The organism is Pseudooceanicola sp. NS-SX9 (assembly GCF_057380705.1).
In genome coordinates this window covers 2,259,415-2,275,647 of the sequence record NZ_CM170818.1, presented here as the reverse complement: position 1 = coordinate 2,275,647, position 16,233 = coordinate 2,259,415, and the positions used below count along the sequence as shown (strand labels likewise).

The 16,233-nt window shown below is 67.5% G+C and carries 13 protein-coding genes; 9 read left to right on the top strand and 4 right to left on the bottom strand.

From position 1 onward, the window contains the following. Positions 1-531: 531 nt before the first annotated feature. The 3 genes from AC2ITM_RS10860 (at position 532) to AC2ITM_RS10850 (ending at position 5,563) form a co-directional block, all read left to right on the top strand. Positions 532-1,935: an FAD-binding oxidoreductase gene (locus AC2ITM_RS10860; RefSeq protein ID WP_486466666.1), complete on the top strand. Its 1,404-nt coding sequence runs from the start codon at positions 532-534 to the stop codon at positions 1,933-1,935. Further along, positions 1,932-3,110, top strand: coding sequence for an RsmB/NOP family class I SAM-dependent RNA methyltransferase (locus AC2ITM_RS10855; protein WP_486466665.1), 1,179 nt, complete (start codon positions 1,932-1,934; stop codon positions 3,108-3,110). Before AC2ITM_RS10860 ends, AC2ITM_RS10855 begins: the two co-directional genes overlap by 4 nt. A gap of 98 nt (positions 3,111-3,208) precedes the next feature. Beyond that, complete coding sequence (locus AC2ITM_RS10850; protein WP_486466664.1) at positions 3,209-5,563, top strand: hybrid sensor histidine kinase/response regulator; 2,355 nt, start codon at positions 3,209-3,211, stop codon at positions 5,561-5,563. Here the strand turns inward: AC2ITM_RS10850 and AC2ITM_RS10845 are convergent. Next, entirely contained in the window at positions 5,545-6,138 is a 594-nt protein-coding gene (locus AC2ITM_RS10845; RefSeq protein ID WP_486466663.1) for a gamma-glutamyl kinase, read from the bottom strand. The genes AC2ITM_RS10850 and AC2ITM_RS10845 overlap by 19 nt on opposite strands. Positions 6,139-6,348: 210 nt before the next feature. On the opposite strand from AC2ITM_RS10845, the gene recA reads away from it, so the two are divergent. The 4 genes from recA (at position 6,349) to AC2ITM_RS10825 (ending at position 11,503) form a co-directional block, all read left to right on the top strand. Next, complete coding sequence (gene recA, locus AC2ITM_RS10840) at positions 6,349-7,428, top strand: recombinase RecA (RefSeq protein WP_486466662.1); 1,080 nt, start codon at positions 6,349-6,351, stop codon at positions 7,426-7,428. Positions 7,429-7,666: 238 nt separating this feature from the next. Next, complete coding sequence (gene alaS / locus AC2ITM_RS10835; RefSeq protein WP_486466661.1) at positions 7,667-10,321, top strand: alanine--tRNA ligase; 2,655 nt, start codon at positions 7,667-7,669, stop codon at positions 10,319-10,321. 11 nt (positions 10,322-10,332) lie between these two features. Beyond that, entirely contained in the window at positions 10,333-10,623 is a 291-nt protein-coding gene (locus tag AC2ITM_RS10830; protein WP_486466660.1) for a DUF1330 domain-containing protein, read from the top strand. 97 nt (positions 10,624-10,720) lie between these two features. Further along, positions 10,721-11,503 (top strand): pyrroline-5-carboxylate reductase family protein, encoded by a 783-nt coding sequence (locus tag AC2ITM_RS10825; protein ID WP_486466659.1) that lies wholly within the window; start codon positions 10,721-10,723, stop codon positions 11,501-11,503. A gap of 78 nt (positions 11,504-11,581) precedes the next feature. Here the strand turns inward: AC2ITM_RS10825 and typA are convergent, their stop codons facing one another. Further along, positions 11,582-13,399: a translational GTPase TypA gene (gene typA, locus AC2ITM_RS10820; RefSeq protein WP_486466658.1), complete on the bottom strand. Its 1,818-nt coding sequence runs from the start codon at positions 13,397-13,399 to the stop codon at positions 11,582-11,584. 70 nt (positions 13,400-13,469) lie between these two features. Then, complete coding sequence (locus tag AC2ITM_RS10815; protein ID WP_486466657.1) at positions 13,470-14,279, bottom strand: GNAT family N-acetyltransferase; 810 nt, start codon at positions 14,277-14,279, stop codon at positions 13,470-13,472. A 45-nt stretch (positions 14,280-14,324) separates the two neighbouring features. On the opposite strand from AC2ITM_RS10815, the gene AC2ITM_RS10810 reads away from it, so the two are divergent. Then, positions 14,325-14,525, top strand: a complete 201-nt coding sequence (locus tag AC2ITM_RS10810; RefSeq protein ID WP_486466656.1) for a hypothetical protein — start codon at positions 14,325-14,327, stop codon at positions 14,523-14,525. Between the two features lie 314 nt (positions 14,526-14,839). On the opposite strand, the gene ssb is transcribed toward AC2ITM_RS10810, so the two are convergent. Further along, the gene (ssb, locus tag AC2ITM_RS10805; RefSeq protein ID WP_486466655.1) at positions 14,840-15,391 is read right to left on the bottom strand and encodes a single-stranded DNA-binding protein; all 552 of its coding nucleotides are present in this window, start codon (positions 15,389-15,391) and stop codon (positions 14,840-14,842) included. A 326-nt stretch (positions 15,392-15,717) separates the two neighbouring features. Between ssb and AC2ITM_RS10800 the strand changes: the two genes are divergently transcribed. Further along, on the top strand, positions 15,718-16,230 hold the full coding sequence (locus AC2ITM_RS10800) for a lytic transglycosylase domain-containing protein (protein WP_486466654.1): 513 nt from the start codon (positions 15,718-15,720) through the stop codon (positions 16,228-16,230). Positions 16,231-16,233: the final 3 nt, after the last annotated feature.

Sequence of the window (16,233 nt, the reverse complement as noted above, 5' to 3'; positions counted from 1 at the left end):
GGCAGGGGTAGAAGATTCCGCCGGGCCTGTCGAGATGTCATGGCCGGGATGCGCCAGATGCATGATGATCACATGTAATTCCCGGACGGCCTGTGGATAAGCCTGTGGGCGGGCGTGCATAACTGTGGGGTAATCTCTGGATATATCGTGGAAAACCCGGATGCGTAGGGTTTTCGCCCCTCTGTTGCGGCGAACCGCCACGGCTTGCCGGAAAGCCCGGCATTTGGTGAAAAGACACGCAAGATCATGGATTTGTACGACGAGTCCGCGCCGCTGACCCGGCGGTCGTCCAAAGGTGGCACTTTGGGTCGCTGTGAGGGTTGGAAACAATGTGCAACCTATGATTGTGATTGTATATTCCCTAAGGGCAACAAGTATCTGGGGATATTCCGCGCGGGCCTTGTGCGGCAGGACTGTGCGGGCGCCCGACTGGTGCTTGCCTCGCCCGGGGGGGAGGAGTAGGGATCGCCCTGTCAGCGAAGTGTCACATCCCTTCGGACCCCAATTCCCGACCCCCCAAGGAGGCAGGCCATGAACGTGATGGTGAAACCCGGTCAGGCAGCGCTCGAGGCGGTACGCGCCGCGTTGCAGGACATGCTCGGGGAGCGCCTGCAGACCTCGGCTGCGATGTGCGAGCAACATGCCAACACGGCCACCGGCCGCGGCACCGAGGCCCCCGACATGGTGGCCTTTCCGCTGACCACCGCCGAGGTTTCGGCCATCGCGCGCACCTGCTGGGACCATGCCGTGCCGCTGATCCCCTTCGGCGCGGGGTCGTCGCTGGAAGGCCAGCTGAACGCGCCGCTGGGGGGCGTGTCGATCGACATGAGCCGCATGGACACGATCCGCGAGGTCAAGCCCGAGGACATGATCGCCGTGGTCGAACCCGGCCTGACCCGCAAGCGCCTGAACCAGGAACTGCGCCATTCCGGCCTGACCTTCCCGATCGATCCGGGTGCGGATGCCTCGATCGGGGGCATGTGCGCGACGCGGGCCTCGGGGACCAATGCGGTGCGCTATGGCACCATGGCGGAAAACGTCCTGTCGCTGGAGGTCGTTCTGGCCGATGGCCGGATCATCCGCACCGGCACCCGCGCCATCAAGAGCGCCGCAGGCTATGACCTGACGCGGCTGATGATCGGCTCGGAAGGGACGCTGGGCATCATCACCGAGGTGACGCTGCGCCTGCGCGGCATCCCCGAGGAAACCCTGGGCGGCGTCGCGGTCTTCCCGACGCTGCAGGCGGCCTCCGAGGCGGTGATCACCATGGTGCAGATCGGCCTCGACGTGGGGCGGGTCGAACTGCTGGATGTCACCCAGATCAAGGCCTGCAATGCCTATTCCAAGCTCGATCTGGCCGAGATGCCGACGCTGTTCTTCGAATGCGCCGGCACCGATGCGGGCGCGCGCGACAATGCCCGCGTCTTTGCCGAGATCTCGGAGGAACATGGCGCCACCGACATTCACTGGACCGCCGACCGCGATGCCCGCAACAAGCTGTGGCGCGCCCGTCACGATGCCTATTGGGCGGCGCTGTCGCTGCGGCCGGGCTGCAAGGGGCTGGTCAGCGACGCCTGCGTGCCGATTTCCGAACTGGCGGACAACATCATCGCCGCCGCTGCCGATCTTGAGGCCCGCGGCCTGGTGGGCACCATCCTGGGCCATGTCGGCGACGGCAATTTTCACGTCGTGCTGATGACCGATCCGGCGGATGCGGCCGAAGGCGTGCAGGTCAAGGAATTCCTCAAGGGCATCACCCGGCGGGCGCAGGCCTGCGGCGGCACCTGCACCGGCGAACATGGCGTGGGGCAGGGCAAGATGGCCTCGCTCGCCGACGAGGTGGGCCCGGCGCTGGACGTCATGCGCGCCATCAAGGCGGCGCTGGATCCCAAGGGCATCCTGAATCCGGCCAAGATCTTCGGCGAGGTCCAATGACCCCGGCGGCACGACTGGCCGCCGCGGCCGAGATCCTCGACCAGGTGATCGCGGGCACGGCCGCGGAAAAGGCCCTGACGGGCTGGGCAAGGCGCTCGCGCTTTGCCGGGTCCAAGGACCGCGCGGCGATCCGCGATCACGTCTTTGATGCGCTGCGCTGCCGGCGCAGCTTCAACGCGCTTGGCCATGGCGCGGCGCCCGAGACCGGCCGCGCGCTGGTGCTGGGGCTGCTGCGGGCCGCCGGAGAGGCGCCCGAGACGGTCTTTACCGGCGAGGGCCACGCCCCCGCAGTGCTGCGCCCCGAAGAGGCCGGCCCCTTCGCGCTGCCCGACGATCCGGCGGTTCGGCTGGATATGCCGGGCTGGGTCTGGCCGCTGATGGAGCGCGCCCTGGGCGAACGCGCCCGACCCGTGGCCGAGGCGCTGCGCCACCGCGCCCCGGTGCAGATCCGGGTGAACACCGCGCGGATTTCCGTGGCCGATCTGGCGGCGCTGCTGGACGGGCAGGGGGTGGCGACGGTGCCGCTGGCGCTGGCCGACACGGCGCTTGAGGTCACCGCGGGCGCGCGCCGTCTGCAGCAGCTGGATGCCTTCTCCGAGGGCCTGTTTGAAATGCAGGACGCCGCCAGCCAGGCGATCTGTGCCGCGATCCCGCTGACCCCCGGTGCGCGGGTGCTGGACTATTGCGCGGGTGGCGGCGGCAAGACGCTGGCGCTTGGCGCGCGGATGATGCTGAACCTGACCGCCCATGATGCCGCGCCCGCGCGGATGAAGGACCTGCCCGGCCGCGCGGCGCGGGCGGGTCTGGCGGTGCGCCTGTCGGATACCCGCGACCTGGCCGCCCAGGGACCCTATGATCTGGTGCTGTGCGATGCGCCCTGTTCCGGCAGCGGGGCCTGGCGCCGCGCCCCCGAGGGCAAGTGGCTGCTGACCCCCGACCGCCTGGACGAGGTCTGCCGCATCCAGGCGCAGATCCTGGATCAGGCGTGCAGCCTGGTGGCGCCGGGCGGCCAGCTGGCCTATGCGACATGCTCGCTTTTCGATCAGGAAAACGGCGCCCAGGCGGATGCCTTCCTGGCCCGCCATGGCGCCCAGTGGCAGGAAGAGCAGCGCCTGGCGCTGACGCCCCTTGATGGCGGCGACGGCTTCTTCCTCGCGCGGTTCCGCCGGACATAAGGCTGACGATTGGTGAAGACCGCCCCCTTCCGTTAACTTGCGTTTAATCAGTACGCTTCACTGATGTTAACAGAGGGTTTCGGACGGGGAGGTCTCTCATGGTCGACATCGGCGCGGACAGAGAGGTGATGGGGCTGGCAATGCGGCGCCTGGTGGCGCGCAGGCATCTGGTGATGCTGTGCAGCTTCGCCTTCCTGCTGCTGGCCTTCCTGGTGCCCTCGCCCGAGGTCGCGCTGACATTTGCCCTGACGGGGGCGCTGCTGGCGGCGGTGCTGGGGGGGCTGGCGCTGCGTGGTCGCGGCCGCAACGATCCCCTGCCGGGGGCCGAGGCCGCCCTGCGCAGCTTTGCCGAAGGCGATCCGGCGGCGGTGCTGGTGGCAGATGGCGACGGTGCGGTGCGCTTTGCTAATGGCGTGGCCGGGCGCGACCTGGATGCGGCGCAGCTGCGCAGCGTCGATGCCGCCCTGTCGGAACGCATCAGCAGCGTCGGCCCGGTGATCGACCGCCTGCAGGAGGCCGCGCTGCAGGATGGCGCCGCGCGCGAGGACGTGGTGACGCTGTCCGGCCATGCGCGCCTTAGCGTGCAGGCGTTGCAGGACGGCCGCTACTACTGGCGGCTCGAGGATTTCGGCCGTGGCCGCGGCGAGGCCGAGCTGGACGGCCGCCTGCCGCTGATCACCCTGGGCCGCGGCGGCGCGGTCCTTTACATGAACGCCGCCGCCCGCACCCTGCTGGGACGCCGCCCGCAACGTCTGGACGATCTGTTCATCGGCCCCGCCCGGCCGGGGCACGAGGTCGAGCTGCGCGCAGCCGCCGGCCCCGCCCGCCGCCAGATGATCGAGATTCCCGGCGAGGACGGCCGCCGCGACGTGCTGCTGCTGCCGCTGGGGGGCGCCGAGGGGCGCACCGCCGCCGCCACCGGCACGGCGACGATCTGGGACCTGGTCGATGGGCTGCCGGTGCCGATCCTGCGGCTGTCGGTGGACGGCCGGATCGAGCTGGCCAATGCCGCCGCCTGCATGTTGCTCGATATTGATGCCTGCCCGGACGAGAACCTGATCAACCTGATGGAGGGGCTGGGGCGTTCGCTGCCGGAATGGCTGCGCGAGGTGGCCGAGCATGACGGCGACATCCCCTGCAAGCCGCATTCGGAATTCCTGCGCCTGTCGCGGTCCGAGCGCGAGGTCTTCGTGCAGGTGGCAATTCGGCCCGTGCGCCATGAGGGTCGCCCGGCGCTGGTCGCCGTCCTGAGCGACGCGACCGAGCTGAAGACGCTGGAGGCGCAGTTCGTCCAGACCCAGAAGATGCAGGCCATCGGCCAGCTTGCCGGTGGTGTGGCGCATGATTTCAACAACCTGCTGACGGCGATCTCGGGGCATTGCGACCTGCTGCTGCTGCGCCATGATGCGGGCGATCCCGATTATGGCGACCTCATCCAGATCAACCAGAACGCCAATCGCGCGGCGGCGTTGGTGGGGCAGCTTCTGGCCTTCTCGCGCAAGCAGACGCTGCGCCCCGAGACGCTCGACCTGCGGGACACGCTGTCGGATCTGACGCATCTGCTGAACCGCCTGGTGGGCGAGAAGGTGCGCCTGTCGTTCAACCACGAACCCGTCCTGCCCGAGATTCGCGCCGACAAGCGTCAGCTGGAACAGGTGTTGATGAACCTGGTGGTCAACGCCCGCGACGCCATGCCCTCGGGCGGCGAGATCCGCATCACCACTGAGGTCCTGCACCTTTCCGATGACATGAGTCGCGACCGCGCCCTGGTGGCGGCGGGGGAATATGTTTCGGTCAAGGTGACGGATACCGGGGTGGGGATCCCGGCCGACAAGCTCTCGAAAGTGTTCGAGCCCTTCTTTACCACCAAGCGCGTGGGCGAGGGGACGGGGCTGGGCCTGTCGACCGCCTATGGCATCGTCAAGCAGTCGGGCGGCTTCATCTTCGTCGACAGCACGCCCGGGGTGGGGACCTGCTTTACCCTGCTGTTCCCGGCGCTGCGCGACATGCGCGCGGCGCTGCCGGTGGCGCAGCAGGCCGCCGCCCGCACCGAGGCCAATGGCGACGGCGTCGTCCTGCTGGTCGAGGACGAGGCGCCGGTGCGCGCCTTCGCCAGCCGGGCGCTGCGCCTCAAGGGCTATTCGGTGCTGGAGGCCGAGAATGCCGAACAGGCGCTGGAAACTCTTGCGGGCAGCAAGATGCAGATCGACGTCTTTGTCACTGACGTGATCATGCCCGGCCTCGACGGCCCCAGCTGGGTGCGCAAGGCGCTGGTGGACCGTCCCGACGTGCGGGTGGTCTTCGTCTCGGGCTATGCCGAGGACAGCTTCAGCGAATCCGCCGCCCGCATCCCGAATTCGGTCTTCCTGCCCAAGCCCTTCTCGCTGGCCGAGCTGACCGAGACGGTCCGCACCCAGGTCGAGACCGCGAAGGCTCAGCGCAGCGAGGCATAAAGGTCGAAATCCTCGGCGCATTTGCGGTGCAGATGCGCCTCGGTCTCGGGGGTAAGGGTCAGCTCCATCTGCGGAGAGATGTTCATCCGCCCGGGCTCGATCGCCGTTCCCAGCCTGTCCTGCAGGAACGCCAGCAGTTGCGCGGGGTCCTCGTAGCGGAAGATCCGGCTGACGGCGCAGCCGTTCTTTGCGGGCTCCAGGAACTTGGCCTGGCTGCCGACATCGGCATAGGCGGGGCGCTGGCCCTGCAGGTAGCCCTGCACGAAGGCGTCGAAACTGATCCCCCGGGTCGACACCGGCTGCCCCTCCAGGAAGGAGCGCTGCCTGTAGCGATACCAGCTGCCCAGCCAGTCGAGCGGCTCTCGCATCACCGCGATCACCTCGATCCCTTCGCCCAGGAATTTCTCCAGCATTGGCCGGAAAAAGCGGTTGTAGCGGTAGACGGGGGCATGTTTCAGCTCGGGCGGGTCGCGCACCACCATCGAGGCCAGCGGCGCCAGCGCCATTTCGTAGGATGTAGTGCCGGTCTTCGGCACCGACAGCATCACCAGCTTTGCGCTGTGGAACACCAGCATGGCGGAAATCCCGACCCCCTCTCAGACCCTTGTCAGACTGCCATCCTGCGGGGTGTGCGGTAAACCACTCCTTAACCGGTGTCGGAGAAGCATGGTTGACGAAGTATGACTTGCAATGTTCGCGCTTTGATCCCATAAAGTCGTGAACAAGAGGCGAACATCCACAAAGATTGCCGCCCCGCCGGGGGTGTGAAATAAGGGGTGCAAAGAATGGCAACGGCAGATCTACTTTCCATGAGCGACAAACGCGACCCGAACAAGCAGAAGGCGCTGGAAAGCGCTCTGGCCCAGATCGAACGTCAGTTCGGCAAGGGCTCGATCATGAAACTGGGGGGCAAGGATGCCATCCAGCAGATCGAATCCACCTCGACCGGCTCTCTGGGCCTCGACATTGCCCTGGGGATCGGCGGCCTGCCCAAGGGCCGCATCATCGAGATCTACGGCCCCGAATCCTCGGGCAAGACGACGCTGACGCTGCATTGCGTGGCCGAGGAACAGAAGAAGGGCGGCGTCTGCGCCTTCGTTGACGCCGAACATGCCCTTGATCCCGGCTATGCGCGCAAGCTGGGCGTCGACCTGGACGAGCTGCTGATCTCGCAGCCCGACACCGGTGAACAGGCTCTGGAAATCACCGATACGCTGGTGCGTTCGGGCGCGGTCTCGATGGTCATCGTCGATTCGGTCGCGGCCCTGACGCCGAAATCCGAACTCGAAGGCGACATGGGCGACAGCAACGTCGGCGTCCATGCCCGGCTGATGTCCCAGGCCATGCGCAAGCTCACCGGCTCGATCGCGCGCTCGAACTGCATGGTGATCTTCATCAACCAGATCCGCATGAAGATCGGCGTGATGTTTGGCAGCCCCGAAACCACGACGGGTGGCAACGCGCTGAAATTCTACAGCTCCGTGCGCCTCGACATCCGCCGCATCGGCGCCATCAAGGACCGCGACGAGGTCGTCGGCAACGCCACCCGCGTCAAGGTCGTCAAGAACAAGGTGGCCCCGCCCTTCAAGCAGGTCGAATTCGACATCATGTACGGCGAGGGGATCTCCAAGACCGGCGAACTCCTCGACCTTGGCGTCAAGGCCAGCGTGGTCGAGAAATCCGGCTCCTGGTATTCCTACGGGGACGAGCGTATCGGCCAGGGTCGTGAAAACGCTAAGACCTTCCTCAAGGAAAACCCCGACCTCGCCTACGAGATCGAGGAAAAGATCCGCGCCGCCCACGGCATCGACTTCGGCGCGGGCTACAAGGACGATGGCGACGGCGACGATGTGATGGAGGGCTGAGGCCCTTCGCCCGCAACCGCATTCGCAGGGGGGTGGCCGCAATGCCGCCCCCCTTTCGCATGGTTCCCCGTCATCTGGCCCCAAATACTCCGGGGGAGTCCCCGAAGGGGACGGGGGCAGAGCCCCCCTTCCACGCCCTGTGACTTTGGGCGCGGCGGCAGCCACACCCCCTGTAGACACTGCCCGCCCGCCCCGCTAAATCACCAGAACGCCGTGCAACCGGAAAAGGCCGACAAGAATGCAGACGCTGAACGAGATCCGCTCGACATTCCTGAACTATTTCAAGGCTCAGGGACATACGGTCGTGCCGTCTTCCCCTCTGGTGCCGCGCAATGACCCGACGTTGATGTTCGCGAACTCCGGGATGGTGCAGTTCAAGAACTGCTTCACCGGGGTCGAGACCCGCGACTACACCCGCGCAACGTCGGCGCAGAAATGCGTGCGCGCCGGCGGCAAGCACAACGACCTCGACAATGTGGGCTATACCGCCCGCCACCATACCTTCTTTGAAATGCTGGGGAATTTCTCCTTCGGCGACTATTTCAAGACCGAGGCGATCCCCTTCGCCTGGGATGTGGTCACCAAGGAATTCGGCATCCCGAAGGACAAGCTGACCACCACCGTCTATCACACCGATGACGAGGCCTATGAGCTGTGGAAGAAGCTCGGTGTTCCGGAAAGCCGGATCATCCGCATCGCCACCTCCGACAACTTCTGGCAGATGGGCCCGACCGGCCCCTGCGGCCCGTGCTCGGAAATCTTCTACGACCACGGCGAGAAATTCTGGGGCGGCCCGCCCGGATCCCCCGAGGAAGACGGCGACCGCTTCATCGAGATCTGGAACGTCGTCTTCATGCAGAACGAGCAGTTCGAGGACGGCTCGATGCGCGCGCTCGACATGCAGTCGATCGACACCGGCATGGGCATCGAACGGGTCGCGGCCCTCCTGCAGGGCACCAACGACAACTACGCCACCGACCTGATGCGCGCGCTGATCGAGGCCTCGGCCAATGCCACCAGCAGCGATCCCGACGGCCCCGGCAAGACCCATCACCGGGTCATCGCCGACCACCTGCGCTCGACCTCGTTCCTGATCGCCGATGGCGTGATGCCCGGCAATGACGGCCGCGGCTACGTGCTGCGCCGCATCCTGCGCCGCGCCGCCCGCCACGCCCACCTGCTGGGCGCTCAGGATCCGCTGATGCACCGCCTGGTGCCGGAACTGGTACGCCAGATGGGCGATGCCTACCCGGAACTGCGCGCCGCCCAGCCGATGATCGAGGAAACCCTGAAGCTGGAGGAAACCCGGTTCCGCCAGACCCTCGACCGTGGCCTGAAACTGCTGGACGAAGAGCTGACGCACCTGCCCGAAGGGGCAGAGCTGCCCGGCGCCTCGGCCTTCAAGCTCTATGACACCTACGGCTTCCCGCTCGATCTGACACAGGATGCGCTGCGGGAAAAGGGCCGCACCGTCGACACCACCGGCTTCGATGCCGCCATGGCCGAACAGAAGGCCAAGGCCCGCGCCGCCTGGTCCGGCACCGGCGAGGCCGCCGATGCGACCATCTGGTTCGACCTGGCCGACCAGCACGGCGCGACCGAGTTCCTGGGCTATGACACCGAGACCGCCGAAGGCCAGATCCTTGCCATCGTCAAGGATGCCGCCGCGCAGGAGGCCGCCGAGACCGGCGCCACCGTCACCCTGGTGCTGAACCAGACGCCGTTCTACGCCGAAAGCGGCGGTCAGGTCGGCGACACCGGCGAGATCCGCGTCGAAGGCGGCATCTTCCGCGTCACCGACACCAAGAAGGTCAACGGCCTCTTCCTGCACATGGGCGAGGTGACCCAGGGCCGGATCACCCGTGGTGCCGCCGCGATCCTCGAGGTCGACCATGCCCGCCGTGGCCAGATCCGCGCCAACCACTCGGCCACCCACCTGCTGAACGAGGCCCTGCGCGATGCGCTTGGCGATCACGTCGCGCAGCGCGGCTCGCTGAACGCGCCCGACCGCCTGCGGTTCGACTTCACCCATTCCGCGGCGCTGACGCCCGAGGAACTGGCGAAGGTCGAGGCCGATGTGAACGCCTTCATCCGCCAGAACACCCCCGTCGAAACCCGCATCATGACCCCCGATGACGCCCGCGCCCTGGGCGCGCAGGCGCTGTTCGGGGAAAAGTACGGCGACGAGGTCCGCGTGGTCTCGATGGGCCGCGCCGACACCGGCAAGGGCGCCGACGGCAAGACCTGGTCGCTGGAACTTTGCGGCGGCACCCACGTCACCCGCACCGGCGACATCGGTGCCTTCGCGCTGACCTCGGAAAGCGCCTCCTCGGCCGGTGTCCGCCGGATCGAGGCCCTGACCGGCGCCGCGGCGCTTGCGGAACTGCGCGGCCGCGACACCGCCCTTGCCACGATTGAGGGCCTGCTGAAGGCCACCGGCAGCGATGCCATCGAACGCGTCAAGGCGCTGCTGGAGGAACGCCGCCACCTCTCGAACGAGGTCTCGCAGCTCAAGCGCGAGATCGCCATGGGTGGCTCGGGCACCGGTGCCGGCCCCGAGGTCGAGACGGTGAACGGCGTGCCCTTCCTGGGCCAGGCGCTGCAGGGCGTCTCGGGCAAGGATCTGCGGGCGCTCATTGATGCGCACAAGCAGCGTCTGGGCTCGGGCGTGATCCTGCTGGTCGCGGAAGAGGACGGCAAGGTTGCGGTCGCCTGTGGCGTCACCGACGACCTGACGGACAAGGTTTCGGCCGTGGATGTGCTGAAGGCGGCCGTGCCGGCTGTCGGCGGCAAGGGCGGCGGTGGCCGCCCGGACATGGCCCAGGGCGGCGGCAAGGACTTTGCCGGTGCCGAGGATGCCATCGCGGCCGGTCGTGCCGCGATTGCCGGATAAGGAGAACCAGAATGTCCAAAGGGTACTGGATCGCGCATGTCAGCGTGACCGATGAAGAGGCCTACGGCCGCTACGCGAAACTTGCAGGTCCCGCGATCGCCAAGTACGAGGGCCGCTTCCTGGCCCGCGGCGGCCGCTATGTCTGGCTGGAAGGCAACGAGCGCGTCCGCAACGTCCTGGCGGTCTTCCCCAGTCTCGAACAGGCCGAAGCCTGCTATCGCGGCCCGGAATACCAGGAGGCCCTCAGCCACGCCCGTGGCGCCTCGGAACGCGATCTGATGATCGTCGAGGGCGACGAATAAACCGCCCTCCCATCGTCCGGAAAAAGCCGCGCCCCTCGCGCGGCTTTTTTCATGGCCGCACGCCTGCTATCGTGATCCCGACAGGGGAGGTCAGGCCATGCTTTCATCCATCCGTTTCGGTATCATCGGCAGCGGCATGCTGGGCCGCGCCATCGCGCAGGGCCTGCTTCACGCGGGTCTGCCCGGCGCCAACCTGATGCTGTGCAACCGCAGTGCCCGCCCGGTGCCTCTGGACGCGGCCGAAGGCGTCACCTTCACCACCGATCCCCAGGCGCTGGTGGCGTCCTGCGACGCGGTGCTGCTGTGCATCCCGCCCGCCGCCATGCCCGCGCTGCGCCTCGACGCCCCGGACACGCTGATCCTTTCCGTGGTCGCGGGCCTGACGCTTCAGCAGATGCAGCAGGCCACCGGCAGCCCCCGCTGCATCCGCGCCATGTCCAGCCCCGCCGCCGAACAGCGCCTGGCCTATACCCCCTGGATCGCCACGCCCGATGTCTCCGAGGCCGACCGCGCCACCGCCCGGGCGCTCTTCGGCGCCATTGGCACCACGGACGAGATCCCCGAGGAACGCCATATCGACGATTTCACCGCCATGACCGGCCCGGTTCCGGGCTTCGTGGCCTACATGGCCGACAGCATGATCCGCCACGCCACCGCCTGCGGCATCCCCGAGGACATTGCCCTGCGCGCCATCCGCCAGCTCTTCCACGCCAGCGGCGAAATGCTGCGCCACGATCCAACGCCCGCGATGCATGTGCAGCGGATGCTGGCCTATGCCGGCACCACCGCCGCCGGGCTCGAGACCCTCCAGCACGGTTCCTTCGACCGCGCCCTCTCCAGCGCGCTGACCGCGGCCACGGAAAAGGCGCGCCGGATCTGATCCGACGCGCCCCATTTTCTTGTTCCTAAATACCTCCGCCGGAGGCCTGGCGCCGCAGGGCGGCGCCAGTTCGCCCGATCAGCCGCGCGACATGCGCTTGCGCTCGTGCGGGTCAAGGTAGCGCTTGCGCAGACGGATCGCGTTCGGGGTCACTTCCACCAGCTCGTCGTCGTTGATGTAGGCGATGGCCTCTTCCAGCGACAGCGTGATCGGCGTGGTCAGACGCACCGCGTCATCGGTGCCCGAGGCGCGCACGTTGGTCAGCTTCTTGCCCTTCAGCGGGTTCACTTCCAGGTCGTTGTCGCGCGAATGCTCGCCGATGATCATGCCCTGGTAGACATCCGCCTGCGCACCCAGGAACAGGCGGCCGCGCTCTTCCAGGTTCCACAGCGCATAGGCCACGGTCTGGCCCTGTTCCATGGAAATCAGCACGCCAGCCCGACGGCCGGGGATCGCCCCCTTGAACGGGGCCCAGCTGTGGAACACGCGGTTCAGCACGCCGGTGCCGCGGGTATCGGTCAGGAATTCACCGTGATAGCCGATCAGGCCACGGGCCGGGACCAGCGCCATGATGCGGGTCTTGCCGACGCCGGCGGGCTTCATCTCGGTCATCTCGCCCTTGCGCGCACCGGTGATCTTCTCGATCACGGCACCCGAGTACTCGTCATCCACGTCGATGGTGACTTCCTCGATCGGCTCCAGCTTCTGGCCGTTCTCGTCTTCCTTCAGGATCACCTGCGGACGCGAGATCGACAGCTCGAACCCTTCGCGGCGCATGTTCTCGATCAGAACGCCCATCTGCAGTTCGCCACGACCCGACACTTCGAAGGCGTCACCCGTGGGGGTGTCCTTGATCTTGATGGCGACGTTGGTCTCGGCTTCCTTCATCAGGCGGTCGCGGATGACGCGCGACTGCACCTTCTTGCCGTCACGACCTGCCAGCGGGCTGTCGTTGATGCCGAAGGTCACGGTGATGGTCGGCGGGTCGATCGGCTGGGCTTCCAGCGGCTCGTCCACGGCCAGGGCGCAGATCGTGTCGGCCACGGTCGCCTTGGTCATGCCGGCCAGCGACACGATATCACCGGCCACGGCTTCCTCGATGTCCTGCTGGCCCAGACCACGGAAGGCCTGGATCTTGGTGACGCGGAACTGTTCGATCTTCTGGCCGATGCGGGAAATCGCCTGCACGGTCTGGCCGACCTTCAGCTTGCCCGATTCCACGCGGCCCGTCAGCATCCGGCCCACGAAGGGGTCGGCGCCCAGCGTCACCGCCAGCATGCGGAAATCGTCATCCTGCTTGGTCAGCTGCTTGGGCTTCGGCACATGGTTCAGCACCAGCTGGAACAGCGCGTCCAGGTTCTTGCGCGGCCCGTCCAGCGTCGTGTCTGCCCAGCCGGAACGGCCCGAAGCGTAAAGATGCGGGAAGTCCAGCTGGTCCTCGTCCGCGCCCAGGTTGGCGAACAGGTCAAAGCATTCGTCCAGCGCCCGGTCGGGCTCGGCGTCGGGCTTGTCGACCTTGTTCAGCACCACGATCGGACGCAGGCCCAGGGCCAGCGCCTTCGAGGTCACGAATTTCGTCTGCGGCATCGGGCCTTCGGCGGCGTCGACCAGCAGCACCACGCCGTCGACCATCGACAGGATGCGCTCGACTTCCGCGCCAAAGTCGGCGTGGCCGGGCGTGTCGACGATGTTGATGCGGTGACCTTTCCACTCGACCGAAGTCGCCTTGGCAAGGATGGTGATGCCGCGTTCACGTTCCAGGTCGTTCGAGTCCATCGCACGCTCGGCGACGGCCTGGTTCGCGCGGAAGGCCCCGGACTGCTTCAGCAGCTCGTCGACAAGCGTGGTCTTGCCGTGGTCGACGTGGGCGATGATGGCGATATTTCGCAGATCCATTGAATGGGGTTCCTCTTGGGTTCGCGCCCGCGCCTATACCGGGAAGGCGCAAAAGGCCAGAAGAAAGCGCCTATCCTATCCGCCTGAGCAGCCCCGCGACACCTCTTTGCCAGCCCCAGGCATGGCCTGCGCGAAAGATCCGCGCCCCGGTGCCCAGCTTGAACCGCGCCAGCCCCGGGGCCTGTCGGGTCTCGATCGTGCCCAGGTCCAGCTGGGCGATCTTCTGGCGGTGCAGCCACAGCATCGCCTCCCACAGCAGGCGATGCTGGGCGCAGGCGGCGCGGCCCTCGGCGCTGCTCCAGCCGATCTGGTAGCTGGCCGAGGGCGGATGCAGCAGCAGCAGCAGCGCCGCGATGGGCTCGGCCCCGGCATGGGCGGTGAACAGCCGCGTCTGCGGCCAGTGCAGCACCAGCGCGTCGGGCAGGCCACGGTAGCGGCGGGCGTGGCGCTGGCGGGCTTCCTCGGCCAGCAGCCAGTGGCCGGGATCGGCGGGCAGGGGGGCATGGCGGACCTCCAGCCGTTCGGCCCGGTGCAGCCGGTTGCGCCATTTCGGCCAGAGCGTGGCCTGCATCTGCTGCGGTTCGGTGATCGGCAGCAGGGCGTGGCTTTGCGGGGTCAGAAGCGGCACGGCGCCCTGCGCGCGGGCCGCCCGGTCGCCCGCCGCATCGGCGGCGTTGATCAGCACGATGCCGGGCCAGCCCGTCAGGTCCGGCAGCTCGGGCGGTTCGGGCAGCCAGGCCAGGGGCAGGGGCCCCGCGCGGCGCCGCAGCACCAGCCCGCCGCCCGGCAGCGGCTGCGGGTCATGGCCCAGCCGCTGCAGGACCTTGGGGTAGAACGGGTGCTGCCGCAACCGCGGCAGGGGGCGGATTCCATCCATCATGCCCCTGTTAAGCATGTGGAAACCTACTTCCCGGTTAATGACCGCATGAGCCGCACCCCATCCCTTCCGAAGATCGAGCCGCCGCATCCGACCTGGCAGTCGGCGCTGCTGCTGGCCTGTGCCGCGGGCGTGCCGACCTTTCTGGCGCTGACGGCCGTATCCTGGCTGGTGACGCCGCGGGGGCCGCCGCTGGATCCCGATATTCCCGCGCAGTTGCAACCGCTGCTGCCGCCGCCCCGGCACTGACCCCGGTGCCCCGCCTTGGCCGCTCAATTGGGGCCGCCCGCCTTTGGCCGCGCGGCGCGGGGCAAGGGACACCGAACACGCTACGCGGAACACGCCGCGTCGGTCATGCTGGGCCGGGCAAGGGGCGCGGCGCCCGGCGGCAGGATGTGCCGATCCCCTGCAAGGGGCCGCGCGGCCAAAGACAGCGGGCATCCGGGCGGGAGCCGGCTCACATGCCCCTCCACAACACCAGAACAGGCCCGCTGCCGAAACAGAAACGCCCCCGCAGCGGCACTGCGGGGGCGGTCGGATGTCAGGGGGTCAGGGCCGGGCCCTCAGAACGGGATTTCGTCGTCGAAATCGCGGCTGGGTGCCCCGCCGCCCTGGCTGCTGCCACCGCCGTATCCGCCACGGTCGTCGTAACCGCCCGAAGAGCGCCCGCCACCCCCGGAGGACCGGCCGCCGCCATAGCCGCCGTCACTGCCGCCGCCATAGCTGTCGCCGCCGCCGTAGCTGCCACCGCCGCCGCCTTCGCCGCGGCCATCCAGCATCGTCAGTTCCGAGCGGTAGGGGCGCAGCGCGATCTCGGTCGAATAGCGGTCGGCGCCGTTCTGGTCCTGCCACTTGCGGGTTTCCAGCTGGCCCTCGATATAGACCTTGCTGCCCTTCTTCAGGTACTGCTCGCACACGCGCACCAGCGGTTCGGAATAGACCGCGATGGTGTGCCATTCGGTGCGTTCCTTGCGCTCGCCCGAGTTGCGGTCCTTCCAGGTCTCGGACGTGGCGATGCGCAGGTTGCAGACCTTGCCGCCATTCTGGAACGAGCGGACCTCCGGGTCACGCCCGAGATTGCCGATCAGGATCACCTTGTTGACGGATCCGGCCATTCGCATCTCCCCATATCTGTAGTCCCGGTCGAATCCGGGTGCGTCGGTTCCGAGCGTTACACCAAAGCGGGCGCAAAAGGTAAAGCGCTGCGAATCTTTCCGCCGCTTTCCCCCGGGTTCCATTGTTTCATCGCATGCGCGGCCCATTGCCGACAAGCGCAAGGGGAAGGGTGCAATTTTCCGCCGCCTGTGCTCTACAGGCACCGCGCAACAACAAGGACGCATGGGACATGAAGGGTACGGGGGTCGCGACAGCGGTCGCGTTCGGGCTGGCCATCTGCATGAGCCAGCCGGCAGGTGCGGATACGTCATCGGACAGGTCGCGGATGGCACAGTTCAAGGCCAGGACCAAGGTTCTGGATGCCCGCATCTCTCAGGATTACGCTTCCGAGATCTCTCTGACCCCCCGCAGCTTCGCGGCCCCCAGCAAATGGGATGGCGGTGCGGCGGCGCTGTTTTACCAGGGCACGTATTCCGGCCCCTATCTGGACATGGCGCGTTCTGCCGCGTCGCGCCATTCGATCCCCGAGGCGCTGTTCCTGCGGCTGGTCCAGCGCGAGAGCAACTGGAACCCCCGGGCGGTGTCGGCCAAGGGGGCGATCGGGCTGGCGCAGCTGATGCCGGGGACGGCACGGCTGATGGGGGCGGATGCCCATGACCCCTACCAGAACCTGGATGCCGGCGCGCGCTATCTGGCGGCGCAGTACCGCAGCTTCGGCTCGTGGCCGCTGGCTCTGGCGGCCTATAATGCCGGCCCGCAGATGGTGCAGCGGTACGGCGGCATCCCGCCGTTCGAGGAAACCCAGAACTACGTCCGGGCGATCTGGGGCAAGATCTGAGCG